The sequence below is a fragment of the Leeia speluncae genome (assembly GCF_020564625.1).
Lineage (GTDB): Bacteria > Pseudomonadota > Gammaproteobacteria > Burkholderiales > Leeiaceae > Leeia > Leeia speluncae.
Genome location: NZ_JAJBZT010000002.1, coordinates 141,175 through 162,210, shown reverse-complemented (window position 1 = coordinate 162,210; position 21,036 = coordinate 141,175). Strand labels below are relative to the sequence as shown.

The window sequence follows — 21,036 nt, the reverse complement described above, 5'->3', positions numbered from 1 at the left end:
AATGACACACGCTTTTGATGGCTTAATCGAAGAAGCAAAACTGGCTCGCGAAAAAGCTTATGTACCTTATTCTCGTTTTAAGGTGGGTGCGGCACTAGAAACGAAAGATGGAAAAGTTTTCCATGGTTGCAATGTAGAAAACGGCGCTTACCCAGTGTGTAATTGTGCGGAAAGAACGGCATTTTTTGCTGCGATTGCTGCGGGCTATCGTCCTGGGGACTTCTCTCGACTAGCGGTGGTGGCGGATACAGAAGGCCCGGTGTCTCCGTGCGGTGCGTGTAGACAAGTGATTGCAGAACTAGGAACAGAATCTTTATCGATTATGCTGGCAAACCTAAAGGGTGATGTTCAAGAAACGAATCCTGCGGCGCTATTACCGGGGGCTTTTTTCCTTAGTCAGCGTCAAGATGGAGAAAACCCATGAGCCAAACCGTTTTCCACTTAGGGTTAAGCAAAGCAGACCTTCAAGGGGCGACCTTAGCCATTTTACCGGGTGATCCTGCGCGAAGTCCGCGTATTGCTGAATTACTCGATAATGCAAAACCACTCGCCAATACGCGCGAATTTAATAGTTGGTTAGGTTTCTTAGATGGACAACCGGTCGTGGTGTGTTCTACCGGTATTGGCGGACCATCTACTTCTATTGCAGTAGAAGAATTAGCGCAATTAGGGGTGAGATCGTTCTTGCGCGTGGGGACCACCGGTGCTATTCAGCCTCATATTGCGGTGGGTGATATCCTTGTTACAACCGCATCGGTTCGATTAGATGGAGCGAGTTATCATTTTGCGCCAGCTGCCTACCCTGCTGCGGCAGATTTTTACAGCACGCGCGCCTTAGTGGATGTGGCCACTGAAATGAGACTGCCATTTCACGTGGGGATTACCGCTTCTTCCGATACCTTTTACCCAGGTCAAGAAAGATACGATACATTTACTGGTAAAGTAGCGAAAGACTGGGTTGGCCTGATGCAAGAGTGGCAAAGCCTTGGTGTGATGAATTATGAGATGGAATCCGCCACGCTACTAACGATGTGCGCAGCGATGGGATTAAAAGCTGGCATGGTAGCGGGCGTGATTGTGAATCGTACTCAGCAAGAACAACCAGACCATGAAGTCGCAAAAGCGACTGAGCAACGTAGTGTGCAAGTGGTGGTTGGTGCCGCAAGAAAATTATTGCAGGCAAAGAGTGAGTAAATCGCTTATTGATGCATCCGCATCAGTAAGTAAACCGTTCTGTTGTGAAATGTGTTTGTCCGATGAGTGAGTCATCCGATTTTATTGAGGAGAGTTTTTGCATGATCGCTAAGAAAACCACGATTGCCCTAGCCACTTTGTTTGCATTAGCTGCTGGTGCTGCATCTGCTAAAGATTTTTCACCTGCAGTGGTCTATGACCAAGCAGGTAAGTTTGACAAGAGCTTTAACGAAATGGCTTACAAAGGTGCTGAGCGTTTCAAAAAAGAAGCAAAAGTGAATTACCGCGAAGGTCAAATTGCTAACGAAGCACAAAAAGAGCAAGTACTACGCAACCTAGCCCGTAAAGACGCAGATATTGTGGTCGCGGTTGGCTTCTCTTTCACGCAAGCGGTGGAAACCGTTGCGAAAGAATTCCCAAAAGTGAAATTCACTTTGATTGATGCGGTGGCAAAGGGCGATAACGTCCAGAACATCGTGTTTAAAGAACAAGAAGGTTCTTTCTTGGTGGGTATTGCGGCGGCGGAAGTATCAAAGTCTAAGAAAGTTGGCTTTATCGGTGGCATGGACTTCCCGCTAATCCGTGCGTTTGGTTGTGGTTATGCACAAGGTGCTAAATACGCCAACAAATCGACCGAAGTATTCCAAAACATGACTGGTACAACACCACAGGCATTTAACGACCCTGCACGTGGTACCGAATTGGCCAAGTCTCAATTTGACCGTGGTGCAGACGTTGTGTTTGCCGCAGCGGGTGGTACTGGTATTGGCGTGTACCAAGCAGCAAAAGATGCGAAGAAACTAGCGATTGGCGTAGATAGCAACCAAAACTATGTACAACCAGGCACGATGCTAACTTCAATGGTAAAACGTGTGGATAACGCGGTTTACGGTGCATTCAAGTCAGCAAAAGACGGTAGCTGGAAATCAGGCGTAACCGTACTTGGCCTAAAAGAAGGTGGTGTGGATTGGGCGCTAGACAGCTATAACCGCAAGCTAATCAGTGCTGCGGTTGAGCAAAAAGTAAACGCAGCGAAAAAAGACATCATCGCCGGTAAGATTCAAGTGGTGGATTACCGTGTAAACAATACTTGCCCAGTGCAATAAGGCATGCGGTTGATGGGGTTCGCTCCATTAGTTGGGTAAGTCAGTAGTAAACACAGACGCGTTCTGTATCTAAACTGGGTACAGAACGCGTTTTGCTAGTGTCAGATGCTAGATGATCATGTCTATCCATCGAACGTTATTCTCCTAAAAGGAAGTAGCATGGCCGAAATTGCCATCGAACTTTTGAATATTGATAAGCGGTTTGGCGATGTACATGCCAACCGGGATGTCTCGCTCAGCATTTACCAAGGCAGTATTCACGGCATTATTGGTGAAAATGGCGCGGGTAAATCGACGTTGATGAGTATTTTGTATGGATACTATCAAGCGGATAAAGGCAGTATTCGCGTGCGTCAGAAAGAAGTGAACATCCGCAATAGTCATGATGCGATCCGACTAGGGATTGGCATGGTCCATCAGCATTTCATGCTAGTAGATAACTTTTCTGTCCTAGAAAATATTGTACTAGGGGCAGAAGGCGGTTTTGTGCTGAAAGGTGGCATGGCCGCCGCTCGTGATCACCTAAAACGCTTAAACCAAGATTACGGTTTAGAAGTAGACCCAGATGCCATTGTTGGCGAACTTGGCGTTGGACTACAACAGCGCGTAGAAATTCTCAAAGCGCTCTACCGTGGCGCAGAAGTATTAATTTTGGATGAGCCAACAGCGGTACTCACTCCGCAAGAGGCTGATCATTTATTCCGTATTTTGCGTGCCTTGCGTGATCAGGGTAAAACCGTGGTGATCATCACGCACAAATTAAGAGAAGTGATTGATGTGACCGACCACGTTACCGTGATGCGCGCGGGAGAAGTGGTTGGTAATGTACTCACCAAAGAGGTGGATACGGAACAATTGGCCGACCTAATGGTAGGCCGCAAAGTAAATTTAAAAGTAGAAAAGCGTCAGAGCGAACCCGGTGCGGTGGTGCTAGACGTTCAGCAAATCAATTTGCAAGATGCCCGTGGTGTGCAGCTTTTACAGAATATCTCCTTCCAGCTGCGAGCAGGTGAAATTGTCGGGATTGCAGGGGTGTCTGGTAATGGCCAAAGCGAATTATTAGAAGTGCTAGCAGGGACGATGGCGGCTAATAGTGGCCGAGTGATGTATCGTGGGGAAGATCTGTTAGCCATCTCCACCACAAGACCAAAAGCAGCGCTATTCCGTGAAAAGGGTATTGCCCATATTCCGGAAGATCGGTCCCGTGAAGGCTTGGTCAAAACCTTTCCCGTGTTTGAAAACTGCATGCTGGGGTATCACCGCCAACCCGATATTCAAAAAGGCTGGTGGCTAAATCGGCAGGCGTTGGTAGAAAAAGCCAAAGGGTTTATTAGCCGTTTTGATGTGCGCCCAACCAACCCATTATTACGGGTGGGACAATTGTCAGGTGGCAATCAGCAAAAAGTGGTGCTTGCGCGCGAAATTGATAGTAATCCAGATGTGTTGCTAATTGGGCAGCCAACGCGCGGCGTCGATATTGGCGCGATTGAATTTATTCACCAGCAACTTGTTGCGCTGCGCGATGCGGGTAAAGCGATTTTGTTGGTGTCTGTTGAGTTAGATGAAATTCTAGCATTGTCTGATCGCATCATTGTGATGGCGGGCGGGCAATTGACCGGTGAAGTGCCTGCGCACGAGGCAACCGCAACAGGCCTTGGCTGCTTGATGGGAGGGGTGCAATCTTGAAGTTTGGTCAACCATCTACGTTGCCGCGCTGGGCGCAATTAACGGTTCTGCCGCTACTTAACTTAATCGCTGCATTGGCGATTACCGCTTTAGTGGTTTGGGCGATTGGCGAAGACCCTTGGGAATGCATGAAGTTATTAGTCGGTGGTGCATTTGGCTATGGGGAAGGCATTGGTTATACCCTTTTCTATACCACTGGTTATATCTTTACCGGCCTGGCAGTGGCGGCAGCATTTCATGCGGGGCTATTTAATATTGGTGGCGAAGGGCAGGTGTACATTGCAGGGCTTGGGGTAACGCTCGCTTGCTATGCTTTTGATGGCATCTTACCTGCTCCTATCCTCATTCCGATTACCCTTATTGCATCCATGGCCTTTGGCGCTGCATGGGCTTACTTGCCTGGCTATTTACAGGCCAAACGCGGAAGCCATGTGGTGGTGACGACCATCATGTTTAACTACATTGCCGCTGCGCTAATGGGTTATCTATTTAACCGTGTGTTAATGGAAAAGGGCGGCACCAATACCGCAACAAGGGAATTTGCCCAAGCAGCTTGGATGCCGTCGTTTCAGCACATGGGCAGTTGGTTTGGCCTAGAGCTACCTAACACGCCGCTGAACGCGAGTTTGTTTATTGCGCTGATTTGTTGTGTGCTGTTCTGGAAAGTGGTTTGGCACAGCAAATGGGGGTTCGAACTGCGTACCACAGGCACAAACGAACACGCTGCAAAATATGCGGGTATTTCGGTATCGAAAGTCGTTATTGTTGCGATGTGTTTCTCTGGCGCGTTGGCAGGGCTTGCCGCCGTGAACGAGGTGCTGGGTTCTACTCACCGAATGAACATGACCTTTACTAACGGTATCGGTTTTGTTGGAATTGCCGTAGCGCTAATGGGTCGCAACCATCCGGTGGGTATTGTGCTTTCTGCATTGTTGTTTGGCGCGCTAACCCAAGGTGGTTTGGATCTCTCGCTAGATAAACCAAATATCACCCGTGAGATGATTATCTTTATTCAAGGCTTAATCATTCTCTTCTGCGGTGCACTGGAAAATCTGTTCGAGCCGTTTATTGCCCCACTTTTCAAAAGGAAATCTTAAGCATGGATCTCCTCTTTAGTATTCTTGAATCGACCATTCGTGCGGCAACGCCGCTAATGCTGGCCGCACTGGCGGGCTTGTTTTCCGAGCGTTCTGGCGTGGTGGATATTAGCCTAGAAGGCAAGATTCTCTTTGCCGCATTTGCTTCTGCCTCTGCTGCTTATGTGTCTGGCTCTCCGTGGGTTGGTATGCTCGCCGGCATGGGGGTGGCGGTCATGTTGGCGATGGTGCATGGCTTTGTCTCTGTGACCTACAACGGCAATCAACTGATTTCTGGGATGGCGATTAATATTATCGCCTCTGGTCTCACACCGGTACTTGGCTTGGCTTGGTTTCAGCAAGGGGGCAATACCCCGCAGTTGGAATCTGAAATGCGATTTAGAGAAATCCATTGGCCGGGCGAAGAAATGATGCAAAATGTCCCCGTACTTGGTCAGTTTTATAACCATATTCTCTCGGGGCATAGCATTATTGTGTATATGACCATCGTGATTATCCCTGTCGTGACCTGGTTCATTTACCGAAGCCGATTTGGCTTGCGAGTACGCGCGGTGGGCGAGAACCCACATGCGGCAGATACCGCAGGGGTTAGCGTCGCAAAAATCCGTTACACAGCGTTATTCTGGGGCGGTTTATTATGCGGCCTTGCTGGAACGTATTTGTCGGTTTACCAAACAGGTAGCTTTATTCGCGAAATGTCTGCCGGCAAAGGCTTTTTGGCATTAGCAGCCCTCATCTTTGGTAAGTGGAGACCGGTGCCGGCGGTGATTGGTTGTTTACTATTTGCCTTCTTTGATGCAATTCAGATTCGCCTCGAAGGCGTGGCATTGCCAATTGTGGGTGAAGTGCCATCACAATTTATTCAGGTAATCCCTTATGTGCTTACCGTGTTGCTCATGGCCGGTTTTGTTGGCCGAGCCACCGCACCAAAAGCGATTGGCGTGCCGTTTGTAAAATCGCGCTAAACACTTCGTATCAAAAATAGTGAAATAACCCGCCTTCTTTTTTACAGGATAGGCGGGTTTTTCTTTGTCTATATCGCGCAATTTTGTTCAATATTTTTAGCGACGCACTCACTAGACTACCGGCTAAATGATTGTAAGGAGTCTGTGCATGTGGAGTATTTGTTTGTCGATGTCCCTTTTTGCCCTGACTGGCGCTATCACACCTGGGCCGGTTAATTTAATGGCTATTCATGTCGGGGCGAGAGGGGGGGCGTGGCGTGCTATTCCCTACGTTGCTGGTGCTTCGGTGAGTTATGTCATGATTGTCTGGTTGGTGGGGGCGGGTATTCTGGAGTGGATGACAGGGCTTGATCAAGCGAGTATGCAATGGATGCAAGGGATTGGGCTCTTATACATGGTGTATCTAGCCTGGAAAATAGCGACCGCACCTGTTGCCCCCTTAGCTGATCAATCTCAGACCAAAGCGCCTTGGTGGGCAGGTGCCATGATGCAGATACTCAATCCTAAGGCTTGGCTATTTGCGATGTCGGGCATTTCTTTATTTGTACTCACTAGTAAAGAGAGTTGGCGGCTAGCTATTTTTTGCAGTCTATCTGGCCTCATCTGCTTTTTCTCGATCTTTGTGTGGGCATATGCCGGGCAATCTATCCGCCACTATATGGGTAGTCTTCGTTGGCAACGCGGATTTAATCGAATCATGGGATTTGCGTTGATCGCCTCAATTAGCTTGATTTACTTCCGTTAAATTTGTTAGTGTGGTGACGATGACTGCCAAGTTACTTACTCCTTCTGAACACAATTTCCGACAAAGTGCCGCGCTGCCCTTTGTCGATATTCGTGTGACCAGAGACTCCGCCGCCTGCTTTCAAAAGCACACCCACGATGAATTCTCTTTTGGGGTCATTGATTCAGGAAGGGCTGCCTATACATCGCAAGGGCAGCATTACGCAATCGGGCAGGGGATGACCGTGCTGATTAACCCCGGCTCGGTACATGCTTGCAACCCTGCAAAAGGAGAGTATTGGTCATACCGGATGTTGTTTGTCGATACGGGCTGGATTGGCGATTTGCAAAGCGAAACGCCCGGATTTGGCTCGCTAGATTACACGCCGTTTGCGTTTAATCTGCTCGGTGATGCAAAGACGAAATCCTCGTTTGATCAGTTGTATCAACAACTAAATATTGCCGACCCATTAGGGGCTGAAGAGGCGTTAATTTCCTTCTTGCTGAATCATGGATTCCCAAATGTGCATGCTCAGGCGCTTATCCGGGATGATAGGGCTGTTCGTATGGCAAGAGAGTTGATTCAGGATTGTCTCTGCGAGACATTCTCGCTAGAAGAGATTGCCAAGCAAGTTGGCATGAGTCGTTATCACCTTATCCGACGTTTCCAGCAAATCTATGGCCAAACACCGCATGCCTATCAACTGGATCAACGGATTCTGTCGGCACGTCAGCAATTGAAGCGGGGCGCGAAATTAAGTGAGTTAGCCAACCAGCTGGGCTTTGCCGATCAAAGCCATTTTCAACGGGTTTTCAAACAACGGCTTGCCGTGACCCCAAGGCAATATCAGCAAGCCTTCCTCAATCACTGATTATTCTGGTAAGTGGCACACTGCTTCGATATTGTGCCCATCCGGGTCTAGCACGAAGGCACCGTAGTAATCCGGATGATAGTGGGGCCGCAAACCCGGAGTACCATGATCTCGCCCACCAGCGGCAATGGCCGCCTTATAAAATGCATCCACCATAGCTCGGCTCTCGACCCGAAACGCGACATGAATCGGCGGGTGGTTAGGTGTCCCGCGGCTAATCCAGAAATCCGGCTTACCATTCTCCCCAAACCCCGCCACATCGGTATGGCCGGTGACACTGGCAGGGAATTCACAGATCAGCGAATAACCAATCGCCGCAAAAGCAGACTGATAAAACGTTTTGGATACATCGAACTGGCTGACGATAACGCCGGTATGGTCGATCATATGGATATCTCCTTAGCTGAGGAGGTCTATTTTTTGATACAGGTAGCGTGCATGTCAAATGAATTTTACGAGATGCTTTCTACCAACAGGTTTAATGCCATTTTCGCAGATAAGGGGAGGCTGATCCCTTGGTGTGATAAGGGAATGTCGGCTGCCGTTGGGTTGATTCGAATGATTGGGCAGCCCATACGTTCGGATAGACGACGAATACTGGGCAGGTCTTTGCCTGCACCAATTTCAATCACCACCGGATTGCTTACCTTTTTTCGCCAGCTGTTGAAGTTCCCTTGCTGAAGTGTGGTTCTGACATCTACAAAGTGCCAATCGTTAAACATCAGGATGTTTGGTCTAGCTAGTCCGCCACAATAGGGGCATGTTGGGAGTTGCCCAGATACCCAAAGACACTGCTTCTCGTTAATACGTGGGTGTAATGCCGAGGCCGACCAAAATCGTTGGCAACATGGCGTTAAGCATTGCAGATGATGGATAGACCCATGAATTTCCCAGATTCGTTGGCTGGCAAATCCGGCTTTCTGGAATTGCCCATCCACATTACTGGTTATCACAAATGCGCCTGCAGCTTTGTTGGCCGCCAATGTCTGTAATTGCTCAAATCCTTTGTGGGGAGTCGTCTCCCGATATAAGGCCAGCCGATGGCCGTAAAACCCCCATGCGTGCTCAGGGCGCTGCCTAAAACTAGCTGGGTTGGCGATGTCATGGAAGTTAAGCCCTGCTTGCTGTAACGCGGGGTAGGCTTGCCAGAATCCCACGTTTCCGCGGAAATCCGGCAATCCAGAATCGACCCCTATGCCTGCACCTGCGGTAATGATGAGGCTATCGGCATTCGATATATATTGGGCTGCAGCATCAATTGAATGTTTAAGATTGGATTTTTCCATCGTTAATCGTCGGATAGTTGACGCCGTAGATACGGTGGGATATCAAGTGTATCTAGCTTATCCTCGGATGCGCTGGGTTCGGACGCTGTTCGAAATGGTTCAGCACGCTTTCTCGCCTCCTCAGATAAACCAAACGATGCAATGGTGATTTGGCATTCCTCTGTCCAGTTCTCCCTCATCACGTCTGAGAAAAGGATTTCAGTTTCATCTCCTAATGAGTGGCGGATGATCTCCATCATGATAACTAGGTGTTTCATTTTGAATTCTGTACCATGATGTAATAGTGCAATCATGCCCGAAATAGGTTGATGGTTTGTGTTCTCTGCGTGTAACTCATTTAGTGCTTGTTGTGTGAGCTCACTTATTTGATGAAGTAATACATTCGGTGGCGAATATCGGATGTGGGCTAATCCACTTTTTTGCATGATCGTTCTGACATCTTCAAAATCAACCCCGACCAGATTTTGGTAATTATATAAATCACCAATCCCACGTAAGATATGCTCTATCTCACGTGTGATTTGTGGCGCTTTTTGTTGGCGATCTACATAAAAGAAGCAATCGACAGCACTTTCTAGTTGCTGCATCGCGAGTGTCTCAGACGTTGGATGCCCAATAAAAATGGCAACTTTCAAGAGTGTATCTGTAGCGAGTGCATCAACTGCTTGCTGTGCAATAAGGATATTTGTTTTAGTAGGTTGGCAAATTAAATAGGTGATATAGTTATTTTTTTCCTGAATCCTCGACTCACTGAAGAGGTCTGTTTGCTGACCGAGCGGAATCCATTTTAGCCATTCAATCGGTGTAATTGCCCCCGTTTTGATGAGGTCTTGTGCCAGGTTGCCGATGAGTAACGCTTGCGAGTTTACATAAAATTCTTCTGAACCATCACGAGAATAGAGTATGGATTGCGGCAGATAGTCTTCTTGATGGGTTTGATTGTCTGATTGCATGGTTGTCTCCGTTCTTTACCCAACTATTGATCTTCTTGAAAGCGTTCAGCCAGCGCCGCCGCCCGTAAATTTGCCATCCTGGTCACTGGTTTGATGCCTGGCTGGATTTGTTGGGTGGAGTAGCAACGCATCCAGAGTTTTTTGTTATCAATGCTGAGTTGATACCCTCCATGCGATCGTTTGCCGCTGCTACTCGGGTGAAGATGAGGTATGCCGGATGAAGCGATGGTGATGATTAAATGCGCCATCGTAGGAAAAAGTGGTTGATACCAGCTATGTACCCGTGGATAAAAACCGGGTTCGGATAAGGCTGCATGATAGCCGCCCCCTGCTTCGGCAACTTTCTCATCCGGCAACGCATGAAACGTCCCGACAAGGGTAAGTTCCGGCCAAAAGCGCTGTATCAAATCGGTGCTACGAGTGAGAAAGCGATTAGAAGGGGTGAGCCCATTTCCTGACATGCTTGCTCTCGCATCTACCGTTACTTGGCTGATGATTACCCGTGGATTGTCCATTTCAGGGTCGTACTGAATATGCCCCCACAGTAGTCCAAACATTTCCTGATGACGATCAAGCGGGTCCTCTCCCTCTGGCGGTGTATCAAATGCCGCTAAAATTGGTGTTAATAAAGCAGGGCAGGCCGATTCCGTTAGGTGGACATCGACACGTTGTTTGGCAAGACGACGAGCAGGCATGATCACCCTCCGGAAATTGTTGCTTGATAACGGTTGGCGGCGGCAGCAAACGTAGCGGCTAATTGTTCTCGCAGGGCGATGGGTTCGAGCACTTCTAACGAATTCGCGCAACTTTGCAGCCAATAGAGGCTTTGTTTAGAGAGGCGAATGGTGGCCGTTAGCACAGAAGATTTGATGCGCTGATCTTTGCTAAGCGGCGTCTCAAGTAAGATATCTTCCATTACCGAATCTAGAATTCTAATTTTTACTGGCACAAAGCCATGTAGATCACCTGCTTTGCCAAAACCATCATGTTTCTCCAGATATTGGGTTAGCGTTGGCAGTTGCTGATCATATAAATCATTTACTTCCACATTCGCCATTCTGACAACAGCAAAGGTAGGAGAGTCTCCCTGAATGTGGGATGGCCCGCTGACAATTTTTGCCGCTAGATACCAGCGTACGCCCTGTTGCCATAGGCCAATTGGCGCCACCGTATAGGTGCGAAACCCCTCGTCACCACCCTGGCGAGCACTACTGTAGCGGAAGGTTAGCGTGGCGGATTTTGCAATGGCCTCATGAATCGCCGGCAATACTTTCATGCTTTTATCGACAATGGTCTTGGTTTCAAATGGCATGTATTCCGGCAAAATGGCAAAGCGGTTTTGAATATCATTGCGTCGAGTAATTTGTGCATTCGCCCGTTTGACGAGTTGTTTCCAATCTTCATCCTCTGTCGCCGGACTAAATACTTTCAAATACTTATCGGCCATAAAAATCGCTAAGGATTGACCATTTGATAAATGACGATGGTTTTTCCAAGCATCGGCTAGCTTGTATTTATCCCCATCTTTTATATATTCAATGATGGGCCCGTTAATTCGCTGGTCCGTGGTATCTAGCGCCATTTGTTGCAACCAGCGTTGCAGGCTGCGTTTTGTTGGTGCGGCACCCATGCTTTTTTCAAGTGCTTGCGAGATGGCGGTGCGATCCAGTGGCTGTGTGGCATCCGCTAGGGTGCTGATAATGGTTTCTACGATGTAGAAATCCAGCGTTGGCCAATCTTTATGGGTTTCGGAGCGCTGCATTTGAGGTTCCTAACGGTGTGTTCGATTGGATGATTATAGGGTATGGGTGCGCCACCAAATGGCGCGATGCGGAATTAAACTACTGGTATTGATCAAATATTGGTGATGCCAGGAAATTGTAATGAAACAGTATTTACAAGATGCGATCCTCTATAAATACAAGTTGTGCTTTAGAGGCCAAGAAGCAATGAAAGAATTATTTCATCATGGCATTGAGTGCGGTGATGGCTGGTATCAATTAATTGATGATGCCTGTTTGCAAATAGAAGCTTATTTAGAGCAAATGTTTGATGCAAGACCAGATGTAAAAACACCCCGTATTACGCGAATATGGCAAGAAAATGATCGTTTAAAAATTAGAATAACGCCAAGAAATGCCTATTTAGATTTATTGGCCAAGCAGTATAGTGAGCAAAGCAAGTTTGTATGTGAAGGGTGTGGTAGTTATTTTAAGAATGAAGGTATACACTTAGGAAGGTGTATGACCAATAAATATATGTAGAGTTTTTGTCTAAAAGGGCAGTGTGATGAAATTAATTTCAGAAAATAGTACGCTAAGGAAAACTTTAGTTAACCTTATAAATAAGTCAGAAAGAATAGCATTTGCAGTTGCATGGGCCTCTAACGGCCACGAAGTATTTGATTGTTTGGTTAGGAATAAACATAAAATATTCTCATCTACAGTTGGACTACATTTTTATCAAACAAGCCCATTATTCATCAAGGAATTTGTTAGTTCTAATGATGTGAAATTTATAATGGAAACGAATGGTGTTTTTCATCCAAAAATTTACTTGTTTTATTACAAAAATGTTTGTGAGATATTGATAGGAAGTGCCAACTTTACTGTTGGTGCGATGGAAAGAAACTCAGAGGTGGTTGTTCATTTAAAAATTGATGATATTAAGTCTAGTGTGGATTTGAATGATATCGAGAAGGTTTTGGCTGATTATTTTGCTTTAGGTAAAGTGTTTGCTAAGAAAGATCTTGATGCATATGCAAATATCTATAAGTTGAAACAACCTGTTGTTGATCGTCTATCTAGTAAATATGGTGGGCGCGGTGGAAATATACTTGAATCTACCATTGTAACTATGGATTGGGATGATTACTTCAAAAAAGTTAAGAATGAAAAAATAAATGGAGGTCATAGTTTAGATAGTAGACTTTTAATATTGGATTTTGTAAAAGAAATATTTTCAAAAGAAGTTCCATTTGATGAGCTTGAGTTAGAAGAGAGGAAAGTAATTGCAGGTTTGCCAAATGAAAAATATGATTTTTGGGGCTGGTTTGGGAGCATGAAGGGGAATGGCCGTTTTCATAAGGCGGTTAATGAAAATGAAATTAATATTTCACATGCTTTAGACTGTATCCCGAGAGTTGGAGATATAGATAGGGGTCAGTATCTTTCATATATAAATGTTCTACAGAAAGGTTTTCCTGCTGGTGGGCTTGGTTTGTCAACGGCCAGCCGGTTATTAGCTATGAAAAGGCCGGATATATTTGTTTGTATTGATGAATCTAATAGCAGTAAAATAAGTGCTGACTTTGGTATCAAAAAGTCTCATTTAACCAAAAAAGAAGATTGGGTTGATGTATATTGGGATGAAGTAATCGAGCGGATTATAGATTCTAGATGGTGGAATGAGCCAGAGCCTAGTGATCCATTACAAAAAAGAGTATGGTCTTTTAGAGCGGCATTTCTTGATGCAATAACGTATAACGTTTAAACGTTTTTGCATCTTCTAACGCATGATGCCCTTCCTCCTGATCTTGTCTCTCCAATGGTTCAACTTTACGCCACTGCAGGATAAGGTCAGGGCCGTGACTCCCTAGCAACCCTTCTACCAAATACCGATCTTCTTCAGCGTCAAACACCACGACTACTGCCTCTCCAAACTGACGTAACCAAGAGCGCAAGCGTTCTCTTGCAGTGCGAATCGACAAGCGATGCTCAGGAAGATTTAACTGTGGCAATACTTTTTCACGCACAAAGGCGGAGCATTGGCCCACAGACCATCCTTCGGATAATTCTAGATAGCATTCGTCACCTTTTTCGCTGACCAGACCAATAGAAATTAGCCGTGGGTCGCTAAAGTTTGTGAACTCGGTGTCTAGAAAAATCCGAAGCATGATATTCCCTTGTGTGAAGTTCAACCGCTTATTTCTTGATCCAACGCCCTAGCACATTGCCACTCATGCCGCAGCCAGATTGGATGTCTCCATCATGGATGATGGCCTGTTTGCCATTAAAGGTAATGCTGAATGAGGCAGGGCTATTTTTATCTGTGCTTTCCCAGTCGGTGATTAACTGGCTGCCGTTGGACATTCTGGCAGCAGCGTTTTCAACCATTTCTAGTACGCAATCATTGCCAGAGGATTTTTCTACCGTCTCAATGGAGGCGGTAAATACTTGCTGCGACATGCACCCTAATTGGTTGGGGTGAATGATGCAGGCGGAAGTTGCTTTGATGACCATATCACCTGCATAACCTTTTGCGGTGTAGGTGAATTTTCCGGTTGGTAGTTCCGCAGCAGAGGCGCAGATGGTAGAAAGGATAGCGGTAATCGCTATGAGAAATTTCACGTCAGAGACTCCAGTTAAGTGGATAACCAGAGCATCTTACTTGGTGTGTACGCCACTAGATGGCGTACTCTGTTAAAGCAGCTTATTTAACACCTACCGCACGCAACACCAACCCCACCACGTCCTCTGTGATCTGATCGAACCAGTCTTTTTCCAGTGTTTCTTGGCCGGTCATGACGCGGATTTGGGTTTCGAAGTCGGCGTAGTGTTGGGTCATCGCCCAGATCATGAACATGATGGCGTCTGGGTTGCTTTTTGCAATCAGACCTTGTTCCATCCATTCGCGGATTCGGGCGGTGCGGCTATCAAACCAAGGCTTGACCTCATTTTTTAACACGTCTTGCAGGTGCGGCACGCCGGCGATCATTTCTTGTGCCCAGATTTTCGAGCCGAGTGGGCGGCTACGGGAAATGGCCATCTTGATACGTACGTAGCCCTCAATGGCAGTGGCAGGGTCGTTGGTTTCATCAAACTTCAGCGCGGCTTGATGCCATTCATCAAACACACTATGCAGCACTTGGCGGTACAGCGTTTCTTTGGTGCCGAAGTGGTAGTGTAGGGTGGCTTTGGGGATACCTGCTTGTTGCGCGATGAGTCCGGTGGTGGCGCCTTCGTAGCCTTTTTGGGCAAAGACTTCTTCTGCACTCAATAAAAGTGCCGTTACCGGATTTAGTTTTTGGGTATTCTCGCTCATCTGCGGCTCCAAGGGCTAGAGGCGGAATTTTAGCGGGTGATGGCGGCGCTGTCACCCGCTACGATGGGGCGTAGATTTACTGGTGCTTTGTCCCAAAAATCTTGTCACCCGCATCACCAAGACCAGGGATGATGTAGCCTTGTTCGTTTAGGTGAGAATCAACGGCGGCGGTGAAAATATCCACATCTGGGTGTGCTGTTTCTACGGTACGAATCCCTTCTGGTGCGGCAACTAATACGAGTGCGCGCACATTCTTACAGCCTGCGCGTTTTAGCATGTCAATTGTCGCGACCATCGAGCCACCCGTTGCAAGCATCGGGTCGATGATCAGCGCCATGCGCTCATCAAGATCGCCAACAAACTTTTCGAAGTAGGGTTCTGGTTGCAAGGTTTCTTCGTTGCGAGATAATCCGACCACACTAATTTTTGCACTAGGGATCATGTCTAGCACGCCATCTAACATGCCGATGCCAGCTCGCAAGATGGGTACTACGGTGACTTTTTTACCTTTAATTTGTTGGATATTGACAGGGCCGCACCAACCATCAATCGTCACGGTTTCTAATGCAAAATCTTTACTGGCTTCATAGGCGAGCAAGCGGCCAATCTCATTGGTGAGTTCCCGAAATTTTTTGGTGCTGATGTCGGCTTCACGTAGTAATCCAACTTTATGTTGTACCAGCGGGTGTGTCACAAGATGGGTGGCCATCAATGTCTCCTGAAAATCCTGTCCAAATGGTCAGCTTATTTTACCTGATGCCTAATCATAGGGGAATCCGTATGTGCTGTGTATGTCGTAAGTGTTGTGTATGAAACGTGGAAAAGCAAAACCGGTGCACAGGGCACCGGTTTTATGGGGGATTTCTTTGATTTAGTTACTGGTTAGGTGAACTAGCCAGAGCGATAAACTAGGGAAGAAGACTAGTACCACGATGCGTAAAAAGTCAGACGCCAAAAATGGCATTACACCTAGGGCGGTATCTTTCATTGGTACATCTTTGGCCAATTTGTTGATGACGTAAAGGTTCATCCCCACGGGTGGGTGGACAAGACCAATCTCTACCACCATCAGTGCCAAGATGCCAAACCAAACGGATTTGTCGGCCATCGACATGCCAAAAAAGTCTAAGCCCATAATCATTGGGTAAAAAATAGGTACCGTTAAGAGAATCATGGCAAGAGAATCCATGACGCACCCCAGTAAGATATACACGCCTAATACGGTAAATAAAACAAGGATGGGTGGCATGCCGCTTTCTTTCACCCAGTTGGCTAGCTCTGTCGGCATTTGGCTAATCGCAAGCGCTGAATTGAGTAAATCCGCCCCAAGTAAAACAAGAAAGATCATTCCGGTGGCAACTGCCGTGCCATAGATGGATTGAATAATGCCTTTTAGGCGCATTCCACCAGATATAACAGCAATGAGGCCACATGCTGCCGCACCAATGGATGCCGCTTCGGTCGGGTTTGCCCAGCCATCGTAAATACCAATCACGACAACCGCAAACACCGCCAAAACGGGCAAGATGCCTATTTGCGCTTTTAATCGTTCTCCCCAAGGAATCGGTGAAGCTGCAGGCCCATGTTCAGGATGACGGGTGACGATGATGCGAATAACGGCGAAGTAACCAAGCGTTGCCAAAATACCTGGAATAACAGCGGCAACAAACAATTTGCCGATGGATTCTTGCGTTAAGACGGCATAGATGACGAGTGGCACAGAGGGCGGAATTAGAATCCCTAGCGTGCCACTAGCGGCTAAGGTGGCGGTCGCTAGTTTTCCCGAGTAACCATTACGGCGTAGCTCAGGTAAGGCAACCTGCCCCATTGTGGCAGCGGTCGCTAAAGACGAGCCGCAAATAGCACCAAACGCTGCACATGCGCCGGTTCCTGCCATGGCTAGCCCACCTTTCCCGTGGCCAATCATGGCGCCGGCGGCTCTAAATAGTGCGCGAGATAATCCCCCATGCGTGGCGAATTGCCCCATTAACAAAAATAGCGGAATCACGGCAAGGTCATAGTTTGAAAAGCGCGCATAGGCTAGATTATTTAGGGTAAACAGCAGTGCACTAGTATCGCCTTGGTTAATGACCAAATAGATGCCTGCGCCAGCAATGGCCATGGCAATACCAATATGAATACGTAGCACCAGTAATATTAATAAGGCACCAAAAGCGGTGAGTCCAACGGTAATGCCACTCATTCTGCTGCTCCGGAATGGGTTGGAGAGGATAGTTTGCCTAGAAACTCGGCAATTCCTCTGTATAAGGCGCAAAAACTAGCCAGAATCAACGATGGTACGACTAGGCTCATTGGAAGCCACATCGGAATCGATAACAGTGGGCTTACTTCTGCCGCTTCTTTGACATCCATGCTGGCTAAGCCGGTTCGCCAAGCGATTAGCGCAAAAAAGATGGCTAATAAGATGTCTGCCATGGCATCCATTTTTCCACGGACTTTGCGAGATAAATGCTCGGTAAAAAAGTCGACGCGTAGATGCTCGCCGAGTAAGGTGCAGTAAGGAAGGAGGGCGGCGGCAGACATTGCCGTGCCGACTTGCATTAATTCCACATCTCCGGTGAGTGGCGCATTGGCAATTTTTCTGCCAATGATGGAATACAAAGAAATACCCACTAAGGAAATGAAGCCAATGCCGCCAAAGATGGCGAATAGCTTGGCTAATTGAAGCAGCCAGGTATTAGGAACCTGTGGTGTGTGTGTTTGTTCCGTCATTTGCAATCAACCTCTAAGCATGTCTAGCGAATGTGGCACAAGAGGGCTAGTGCCTTCTTGTGCTAGTCGTTAATCGGGCTTAAGGTTTTAGTGCGAATGCGTGAGCATCTGCCGCTAATTGCTTGCCATTCATGCCTTTTGCGGTGACGTCTTTAATCCATTCGTTTTCAAACGTCTGTGCGGTTTTACGCATGGCGTCGTAGTCTGTTGGTGCTAGGACAATAATTTTGCCCTTGCTTGCTGCCACTTGTTTTTTGGTATCGGTGATGGTGTCGCCAAACGCTTTACCAAAGTTGGCGACCAAAGGTGCGCCGCTATTTTTGTCGATAATGGCTTTTAAATTGGCCGGTAGGCTATTGTACTTTTGCTTATTCATGAGCAAAGAGAGTACGGTGGTAGAGAAAATCGGTTTGCCAGCGGCAGGTTCGGTATGAAACTCTGCTACTTCTGCCAGTTTCGTTGGCATGACGACTTCCCAAGATGCCATTGCACCATCCACAACGCCTTTAGAGATTGCTTCAGTGACTTGTGCTGGCGGCATGTTCACTGGTGTAGCGCCCATGGTTTGCAATAGTTTTGACACCATACGAGTAGATGCGCGCAGTTTTAGCCCCGCTAAACTCGCCATATTAGAGATGGGCTTACGTGCGGTGTGAGCGACCATGCCGCCATCTACGTGTAGGGCTAGTACTTTATAAGCATCAAATTCTTTTTGCGCATTCTTTTGGTAAAAAGCCCATGCGGCTTTACTGCCAGATACCGCATCTGTCACCACAAATGGAAGTTCCATTGCTTCAATGGTTGGGAAGCGACCTGCTGAATACCCCGGCGCTGTCCAAACAATATCCGCGACGCCATTTTTTACTTGGTCAACCAACTGAGCAGGCGTGCCACCAAGTTGCATGGCTGGGTAAATTTGGCACTTTAGTTGGCCTGCAGATTCTTTCTGAATGGTGTCACACCAAGGCTGAATCACCTTTACCTGTACGCCTGAAGTAGGTGGCAAGAAATGTGCGATTTTTAAAATAACAGGATCTGCATATGTGCTAATTGACACCAGTGTTGCTGCAGTAAGGGTAAATTTTTGGATAGATTTTTTCATTTGAAGCATCTCCTCGAATGATTTTAAGTGTCTACATGTTTTATTAAATTAACATGTTAATGATATGGTCTGATTATCAAGGTAGGTGCAGAGAAATGTCAAATCGGTTGACTACATAATTTGTACTTTTCAGTAGGTCGGCGAGCGTTTGGTTTTTGTTTAATAAAATCAATTGTTTGCGGTGTTATTTGTGTTGTCTTTGACAATGATTTTCGGCAAGCTGGTGAGAGGTAGGAAAGATTTTCAATCGATTTTTGATCAAAAATTGTAGTATTCATGTAGTAAAGCATCCCAGTATGGCGGCTCATCATTGCCAATCTGGGATGCTTTATCAAGTTTATAAATATTAAAATCAAAAAATTTTTATCTAGTATTTTTGATGATTAATAATTTATTAACAAATGTAAATGCTTAATTGCCTAATGCTGCTTTGACAGACTGCGCCAGTGGTGTAGTTGCTCTACCAATTAACGCGCTCAGTGTACGGCTATCATCAAACAACCCACCTTTTGCTGCGCCGCCGTCAGAGTTGGCAATCAGGTTGGCCAGTGGGGCTGGCAAACCGAATGATTCTAATGTTGATTGGTAGTCTGCGACCGGTAGGTTTTGGTAAGCCACGGTTTTACCTGCTTGCTTACCAATTTCTGCCGCTAGCTGGCTAAGGGTGTAGCTTTCGTCTCCGGCCAGTTCAAACACTTTGCCTGCTACATCCGCTTGTTGAATGACCACGCTAGCCGCTTCTGCGTAATCTTCACGGCTTGCTGAGGCAATCTTGCCATCTTCCGCTGCACCTAGTAATGCGCCGTGTTGCACGGCGACAGGTACACTCGCCATATAATTTTCTGTGTACCAGCCATTTCTAAGTAGTGCATATGGCACACCACTTTCTTTTAGCATTGCTTCTGTTGCAACGTGTTCTGCGGCAAGGCCAAGCGGTGAGCGATCTGCATGCAAGACGCTAGTGTAGGCAATTAGCTTCACGCCTGCTTTTTTAGCAGCATTGATCACATTGCTGTGCTGAGATGCACGTTTACCAATTTCGCTAGAAGAAATAAGTAACAATTTTTCTACGCCAGCCAACGCACTAACAAAGCTCGCTTCATCATCGTAGTCTGCTTGGCGAACAATCATTCCTTTTTCGGCGAGGTCTGCTACTTTTGCTGGGGTGCGAACAAGCGCAACGATATTGCTCGCCGCTTGTGTCTTTAATAGTTTCTCAATGACTAAACGTCCTAATTGGCCTGAAACACCGGTAACTGCGATCATCTGAATTCCTTTGCATTGACTAGTTGGTATGGGTAAATTTTGCTACTGTTGTACATGTAAAACTAGCCAGCCAGAGGCAAGGTAAGATTTCTTAAAAGGAAATGATGGGTGGATCAGCTAAAGAGCATGCGTTTATTTTGTGCGGTAGTTGAAAAGGGGAGTTTGGCCAAGGCATCTGAAGTATTGGAGATGTCTACCCCAATGGTGACCAAGTATCTAAACGCACTAGAACACCGTTTAGGAACACGCTTAATTCACCGTACTAGTCGGCAACGCCGCTTAACGCCCTCCGGCGAAGCCTATTACATGCAGTGTCGACAGGCTTTGGCGCTGATTGACGAAGTAGAGGCTGACTTGGTTGAAAGCGCCGAGTTGCCGAGAGGGAAACTCAAAATCAGCGCGCCGACTTGGTTAACACATCCATCTTTTGCCAAAATTGTGGCAGAGTACCGTCGCCGTTACCCGATGGTGACGCTAGATATTCGGCTAGATGAAAAATTGGTGGATTTAATCGGCGAAGGGTTTGATATTGCTTTACGGGCAACCCATAACCCTGCGCCGCATCTGATTGCGCGCCCGTTGTGCGTCGCTGGGTTTGTGGCCGTCGCAACGCCACAATACTTGGCACAACATGCCGTTATTACCCCAGAAGATCTAATGCAGGCCTCGGCGATTGTGCCTAGTGAGGTAGATCTATCCGGCGTCTGGGTGATGAGTCAAGCGGGTGTGCAACGATCACTCTCTTTAAAACCGCATTTACTGACTGATAGTGCCGCCATGGCGAAATGGTTGGCATTAGAAAATGCGGGCATTGCTTTCTTGCCAATTGCTATGGTGGCAGAAGAGCTCAGTAATGGGCAATTAGTAGCGGTATTAAACTCTTGGGAGATTCGTCCTATCACCCTATATGCGGTGTATGCCACCCGCAAGCAAATGTCGCCTCGATTACGGTTATTTATTGATTTACTCGCAGAACTAATGCCAGAACAAGCGGGCTTTTCGAGGTAACT

At 47.0% G+C, this 21,036-nt stretch carries 24 protein-coding genes; 11 read left to right on the top strand and 13 right to left on the bottom strand.

The genetic code is table 11. The annotated features are described in order from the left end of the window. Nucleotide 1 precedes the first annotated feature (1 nt). The 8 genes from cdd (at nucleotide 2) to LIN78_RS03695 (ending at nucleotide 7,643) form a co-directional block, all read left to right on the top strand. Entirely contained in the window at nucleotides 2-424 is a 423-nt protein-coding gene (gene cdd, locus LIN78_RS03730; RefSeq protein WP_227178621.1) for a cytidine deaminase, read from the top strand. Then, entirely contained in the window at nucleotides 421-1,194 is a 774-nt protein-coding gene (gene udp, locus LIN78_RS03725) for a uridine phosphorylase (protein WP_227178619.1), read from the top strand. Before cdd ends, udp begins: the two co-directional genes overlap by 4 nt. Before the next feature lie 101 nt (nucleotides 1,195-1,295). Next, nucleotides 1,296-2,300 (top strand): BMP family lipoprotein, encoded by a 1,005-nt coding sequence (locus tag LIN78_RS03720; protein ID WP_227178617.1) that lies wholly within the window; start codon nucleotides 1,296-1,298, stop codon nucleotides 2,298-2,300. A 159-nt stretch (nucleotides 2,301-2,459) separates the two neighbouring features. Next, a complete protein-coding gene (locus LIN78_RS03715; protein WP_227178615.1) occupies nucleotides 2,460-3,986 on the top strand; it encodes an ABC transporter ATP-binding protein in 1,527 nt (508 codons plus the stop codon). Then, a complete protein-coding gene (locus tag LIN78_RS03710; RefSeq protein WP_227178613.1) occupies nucleotides 3,983-5,083 on the top strand; it encodes an ABC transporter permease in 1,101 nt (366 codons plus the stop codon). The genes LIN78_RS03715 and LIN78_RS03710 overlap by 4 nt, the downstream gene beginning before the upstream one ends. A 2-nt stretch (nucleotides 5,084-5,085) precedes the next feature. Further along, entirely contained in the window at nucleotides 5,086-6,048 is a 963-nt protein-coding gene (locus LIN78_RS03705; protein ID WP_227178611.1) for an ABC transporter permease, read from the top strand. A gap of 148 nt (nucleotides 6,049-6,196) precedes the next feature. Next, entirely contained in the window at nucleotides 6,197-6,793 is a 597-nt protein-coding gene (locus tag LIN78_RS03700; RefSeq protein WP_227178608.1) for a LysE family translocator, read from the top strand. A 19-nt stretch (nucleotides 6,794-6,812) separates the two neighbouring features. Then, entirely contained in the window at nucleotides 6,813-7,643 is an 831-nt protein-coding gene (locus tag LIN78_RS03695; protein ID WP_227178606.1) for an AraC family transcriptional regulator, read from the top strand. Here LIN78_RS03695 and LIN78_RS03690 read toward each other — a convergent pair whose 3' ends face one another. From LIN78_RS03690 to LIN78_RS03670, 5 genes are all read right to left on the bottom strand, one after another. Then, the gene (locus LIN78_RS03690; protein WP_227178604.1) at nucleotides 7,644-8,030 is read right to left on the bottom strand and encodes a VOC family protein; all 387 of its coding nucleotides are present in this window, start codon (nucleotides 8,028-8,030) and stop codon (nucleotides 7,644-7,646) included. A 65-nt stretch (nucleotides 8,031-8,095) separates the two neighbouring features. Continuing rightward, nucleotides 8,096-8,929: an SIR2 family NAD-dependent protein deacylase gene (locus LIN78_RS03685; protein WP_227178602.1), complete on the bottom strand. Its 834-nt coding sequence runs from the start codon at nucleotides 8,927-8,929 to the stop codon at nucleotides 8,096-8,098. 2 nt (nucleotides 8,930-8,931) lie between these two features. After that, a complete protein-coding gene (locus tag LIN78_RS03680) occupies nucleotides 8,932-9,882 on the bottom strand; it encodes a hypothetical protein (protein ID WP_227178600.1) in 951 nt (316 codons plus the stop codon). Between the two features lie 23 nt (nucleotides 9,883-9,905). After that, the gene (locus LIN78_RS03675; RefSeq protein WP_227178598.1) at nucleotides 9,906-10,577 is read right to left on the bottom strand and encodes a hypothetical protein; all 672 of its coding nucleotides are present in this window, start codon (nucleotides 10,575-10,577) and stop codon (nucleotides 9,906-9,908) included. A 2-nt stretch (nucleotides 10,578-10,579) separates the two neighbouring features. Further along, entirely contained in the window at nucleotides 10,580-11,644 is a 1,065-nt protein-coding gene (locus tag LIN78_RS03670; protein WP_227178597.1) for a helix-turn-helix transcriptional regulator, read from the bottom strand. 121 nt (nucleotides 11,645-11,765) lie between these two features. Between LIN78_RS03670 and LIN78_RS03665 the strand changes: the two genes are divergently transcribed. Both LIN78_RS03665 and LIN78_RS03660 read left to right on the top strand, forming a co-directional pair. Then, nucleotides 11,766-12,146, top strand: a complete 381-nt coding sequence (locus LIN78_RS03665) for a hypothetical protein (protein ID WP_227178595.1) — start codon at nucleotides 11,766-11,768, stop codon at nucleotides 12,144-12,146. Nucleotides 12,147-12,171: 25 nt separating this feature from the next. Beyond that, the gene (locus LIN78_RS03660) at nucleotides 12,172-13,374 is read left to right on the top strand and encodes a phospholipase D family protein (RefSeq protein ID WP_227178593.1); all 1,203 of its coding nucleotides are present in this window, start codon (nucleotides 12,172-12,174) and stop codon (nucleotides 13,372-13,374) included. Here LIN78_RS03660 and LIN78_RS03655 read toward each other — a convergent pair. The 8 genes from LIN78_RS03655 to LIN78_RS03620 all read right to left on the bottom strand — a co-directional run bounded on the left by LIN78_RS03655 (nucleotide 13,334) and on the right by LIN78_RS03620 (nucleotide 20,026). Next, nucleotides 13,334-13,777 carry a hypothetical protein gene (locus LIN78_RS03655; RefSeq protein ID WP_227178591.1) on the bottom strand — a complete coding sequence of 148 codons (444 nt, stop codon included), beginning with the start codon at nucleotides 13,775-13,777 and terminating at the stop codon, nucleotides 13,334-13,336. The two genes, LIN78_RS03660 and LIN78_RS03655, sit on opposite strands and share 41 nt — an antisense overlap. Before the next feature lie 28 nt (nucleotides 13,778-13,805). Beyond that, complete coding sequence (locus LIN78_RS03650) at nucleotides 13,806-14,231, bottom strand: hypothetical protein (RefSeq protein WP_227178590.1); 426 nt, start codon at nucleotides 14,229-14,231, stop codon at nucleotides 13,806-13,808. An 82-nt stretch (nucleotides 14,232-14,313) separates the two neighbouring features. Beyond that, nucleotides 14,314-14,925, bottom strand: coding sequence for a TetR/AcrR family transcriptional regulator (locus LIN78_RS03645; RefSeq protein WP_227178589.1), 612 nt, complete (start codon nucleotides 14,923-14,925; stop codon nucleotides 14,314-14,316). 76 nt (nucleotides 14,926-15,001) lie between these two features. Next, the gene (gene upp / locus LIN78_RS03640) at nucleotides 15,002-15,634 is read right to left on the bottom strand and encodes a uracil phosphoribosyltransferase (RefSeq protein ID WP_227178588.1); all 633 of its coding nucleotides are present in this window, start codon (nucleotides 15,632-15,634) and stop codon (nucleotides 15,002-15,004) included. 162 nt (nucleotides 15,635-15,796) lie between these two features. After that, on the bottom strand, nucleotides 15,797-17,128 hold the full coding sequence (locus LIN78_RS03635) for a TRAP transporter large permease (protein ID WP_227178587.1): 1,332 nt from the start codon (nucleotides 17,126-17,128) through the stop codon (nucleotides 15,797-15,799). Then, nucleotides 17,125-17,658 (bottom strand): TRAP transporter small permease, encoded by a 534-nt coding sequence (locus LIN78_RS03630; RefSeq protein WP_227178586.1) that lies wholly within the window; start codon nucleotides 17,656-17,658, stop codon nucleotides 17,125-17,127. The genes LIN78_RS03635 and LIN78_RS03630 overlap by 4 nt, the downstream gene beginning before the upstream one ends. Before the next feature lie 79 nt (nucleotides 17,659-17,737). Further along, entirely contained in the window at nucleotides 17,738-18,760 is a 1,023-nt protein-coding gene (locus tag LIN78_RS03625; protein WP_227178584.1) for a TRAP transporter substrate-binding protein, read from the bottom strand. A gap of 411 nt (nucleotides 18,761-19,171) precedes the next feature. Next, entirely contained in the window at nucleotides 19,172-20,026 is an 855-nt protein-coding gene (locus LIN78_RS03620; protein ID WP_227178582.1) for an SDR family oxidoreductase, read from the bottom strand. A gap of 108 nt (nucleotides 20,027-20,134) precedes the next feature. On the opposite strand from LIN78_RS03620, the gene LIN78_RS03615 reads away from it, so the two are divergent. Beyond that, nucleotides 20,135-21,034 (top strand): LysR family transcriptional regulator, encoded by a 900-nt coding sequence (locus tag LIN78_RS03615; protein WP_227178580.1) that lies wholly within the window; start codon nucleotides 20,135-20,137, stop codon nucleotides 21,032-21,034. The last annotated feature ends 2 nt before the right edge of the window (nucleotides 21,035-21,036 follow it).

Bases quoted from the DNA above. Each gene is read 5' to 3' on its own strand.
- LIN78_RS03720 (WP_227178617.1), top strand. From the start codon at position 1,296: ATGATCGCTAAGAAAACCACGATTGCCCTAGCCACTTTGTTTGCATTA.
- LIN78_RS03625 (WP_227178584.1), bottom strand. From the start codon at position 18,760: ATGAAAAAATCTATCCAAAAATTTACCCTTACTGCAGCAACACTGGTG.
- LIN78_RS03695 (WP_227178606.1), top strand. From the start codon at position 6,813: ATGACTGCCAAGTTACTTACTCCTTCTGAACACAATTTCCGACAAAGT.
- LIN78_RS03705 (WP_227178611.1), top strand. From the start codon at position 5,086: ATGGATCTCCTCTTTAGTATTCTTGAATCGACCATTCGTGCGGCAACG.
- LIN78_RS03670 (WP_227178597.1), bottom strand. From the start codon at position 11,644: ATGCAGCGCTCCGAAACCCATAAAGATTGGCCAACGCTGGATTTCTAC.
- upp (WP_227178588.1), bottom strand. From the start codon at position 15,634: ATGGCCACCCATCTTGTGACACACCCGCTGGTACAACATAAAGTTGGA.
- LIN78_RS03715 (WP_227178615.1), top strand. From the start codon at position 2,460: ATGGCCGAAATTGCCATCGAACTTTTGAATATTGATAAGCGGTTTGGC.
- cdd (WP_227178621.1), top strand. From the start codon at position 2: ATGACACACGCTTTTGATGGCTTAATCGAAGAAGCAAAACTGGCTCGC.
- LIN78_RS03635 (WP_227178587.1), bottom strand. From the start codon at position 17,128: ATGAGTGGCATTACCGTTGGACTCACCGCTTTTGGTGCCTTATTAATA.
- LIN78_RS03655 (WP_227178591.1), bottom strand. From the start codon at position 13,777: ATGCTTCGGATTTTTCTAGACACCGAGTTCACAAACTTTAGCGACCCA.
- udp (WP_227178619.1), top strand. From the start codon at position 421: ATGAGCCAAACCGTTTTCCACTTAGGGTTAAGCAAAGCAGACCTTCAA.
- LIN78_RS03675 (WP_227178598.1), bottom strand. From the start codon at position 10,577: ATGCCTGCTCGTCGTCTTGCCAAACAACGTGTCGATGTCCACCTAACG.
- LIN78_RS03630 (WP_227178586.1), bottom strand. From the start codon at position 17,658: ATGACGGAACAAACACACACACCACAGGTTCCTAATACCTGGCTGCTT.
- LIN78_RS03660 (WP_227178593.1), top strand. From the start codon at position 12,172: ATGAAATTAATTTCAGAAAATAGTACGCTAAGGAAAACTTTAGTTAAC.
- LIN78_RS03620 (WP_227178582.1), bottom strand. From the start codon at position 20,026: ATGATCGCAGTTACCGGTGTTTCAGGCCAATTAGGACGTTTAGTCATT.
- LIN78_RS03645 (WP_227178589.1), bottom strand. From the start codon at position 14,925: ATGAGCGAGAATACCCAAAAACTAAATCCGGTAACGGCACTTTTATTG.
- LIN78_RS03690 (WP_227178604.1), bottom strand. From the start codon at position 8,030: ATGATCGACCATACCGGCGTTATCGTCAGCCAGTTCGATGTATCCAAA.
- LIN78_RS03680 (WP_227178600.1), bottom strand. From the start codon at position 9,882: ATGCAATCAGACAATCAAACCCATCAAGAAGACTATCTGCCGCAATCC.
- LIN78_RS03685 (WP_227178602.1), bottom strand. From the start codon at position 8,929: ATGGAAAAATCCAATCTTAAACATTCAATTGATGCTGCAGCCCAATAT.
- LIN78_RS03665 (WP_227178595.1), top strand. From the start codon at position 11,766: ATGAAACAGTATTTACAAGATGCGATCCTCTATAAATACAAGTTGTGC.
- LIN78_RS03700 (WP_227178608.1), top strand. From the start codon at position 6,197: ATGTGGAGTATTTGTTTGTCGATGTCCCTTTTTGCCCTGACTGGCGCT.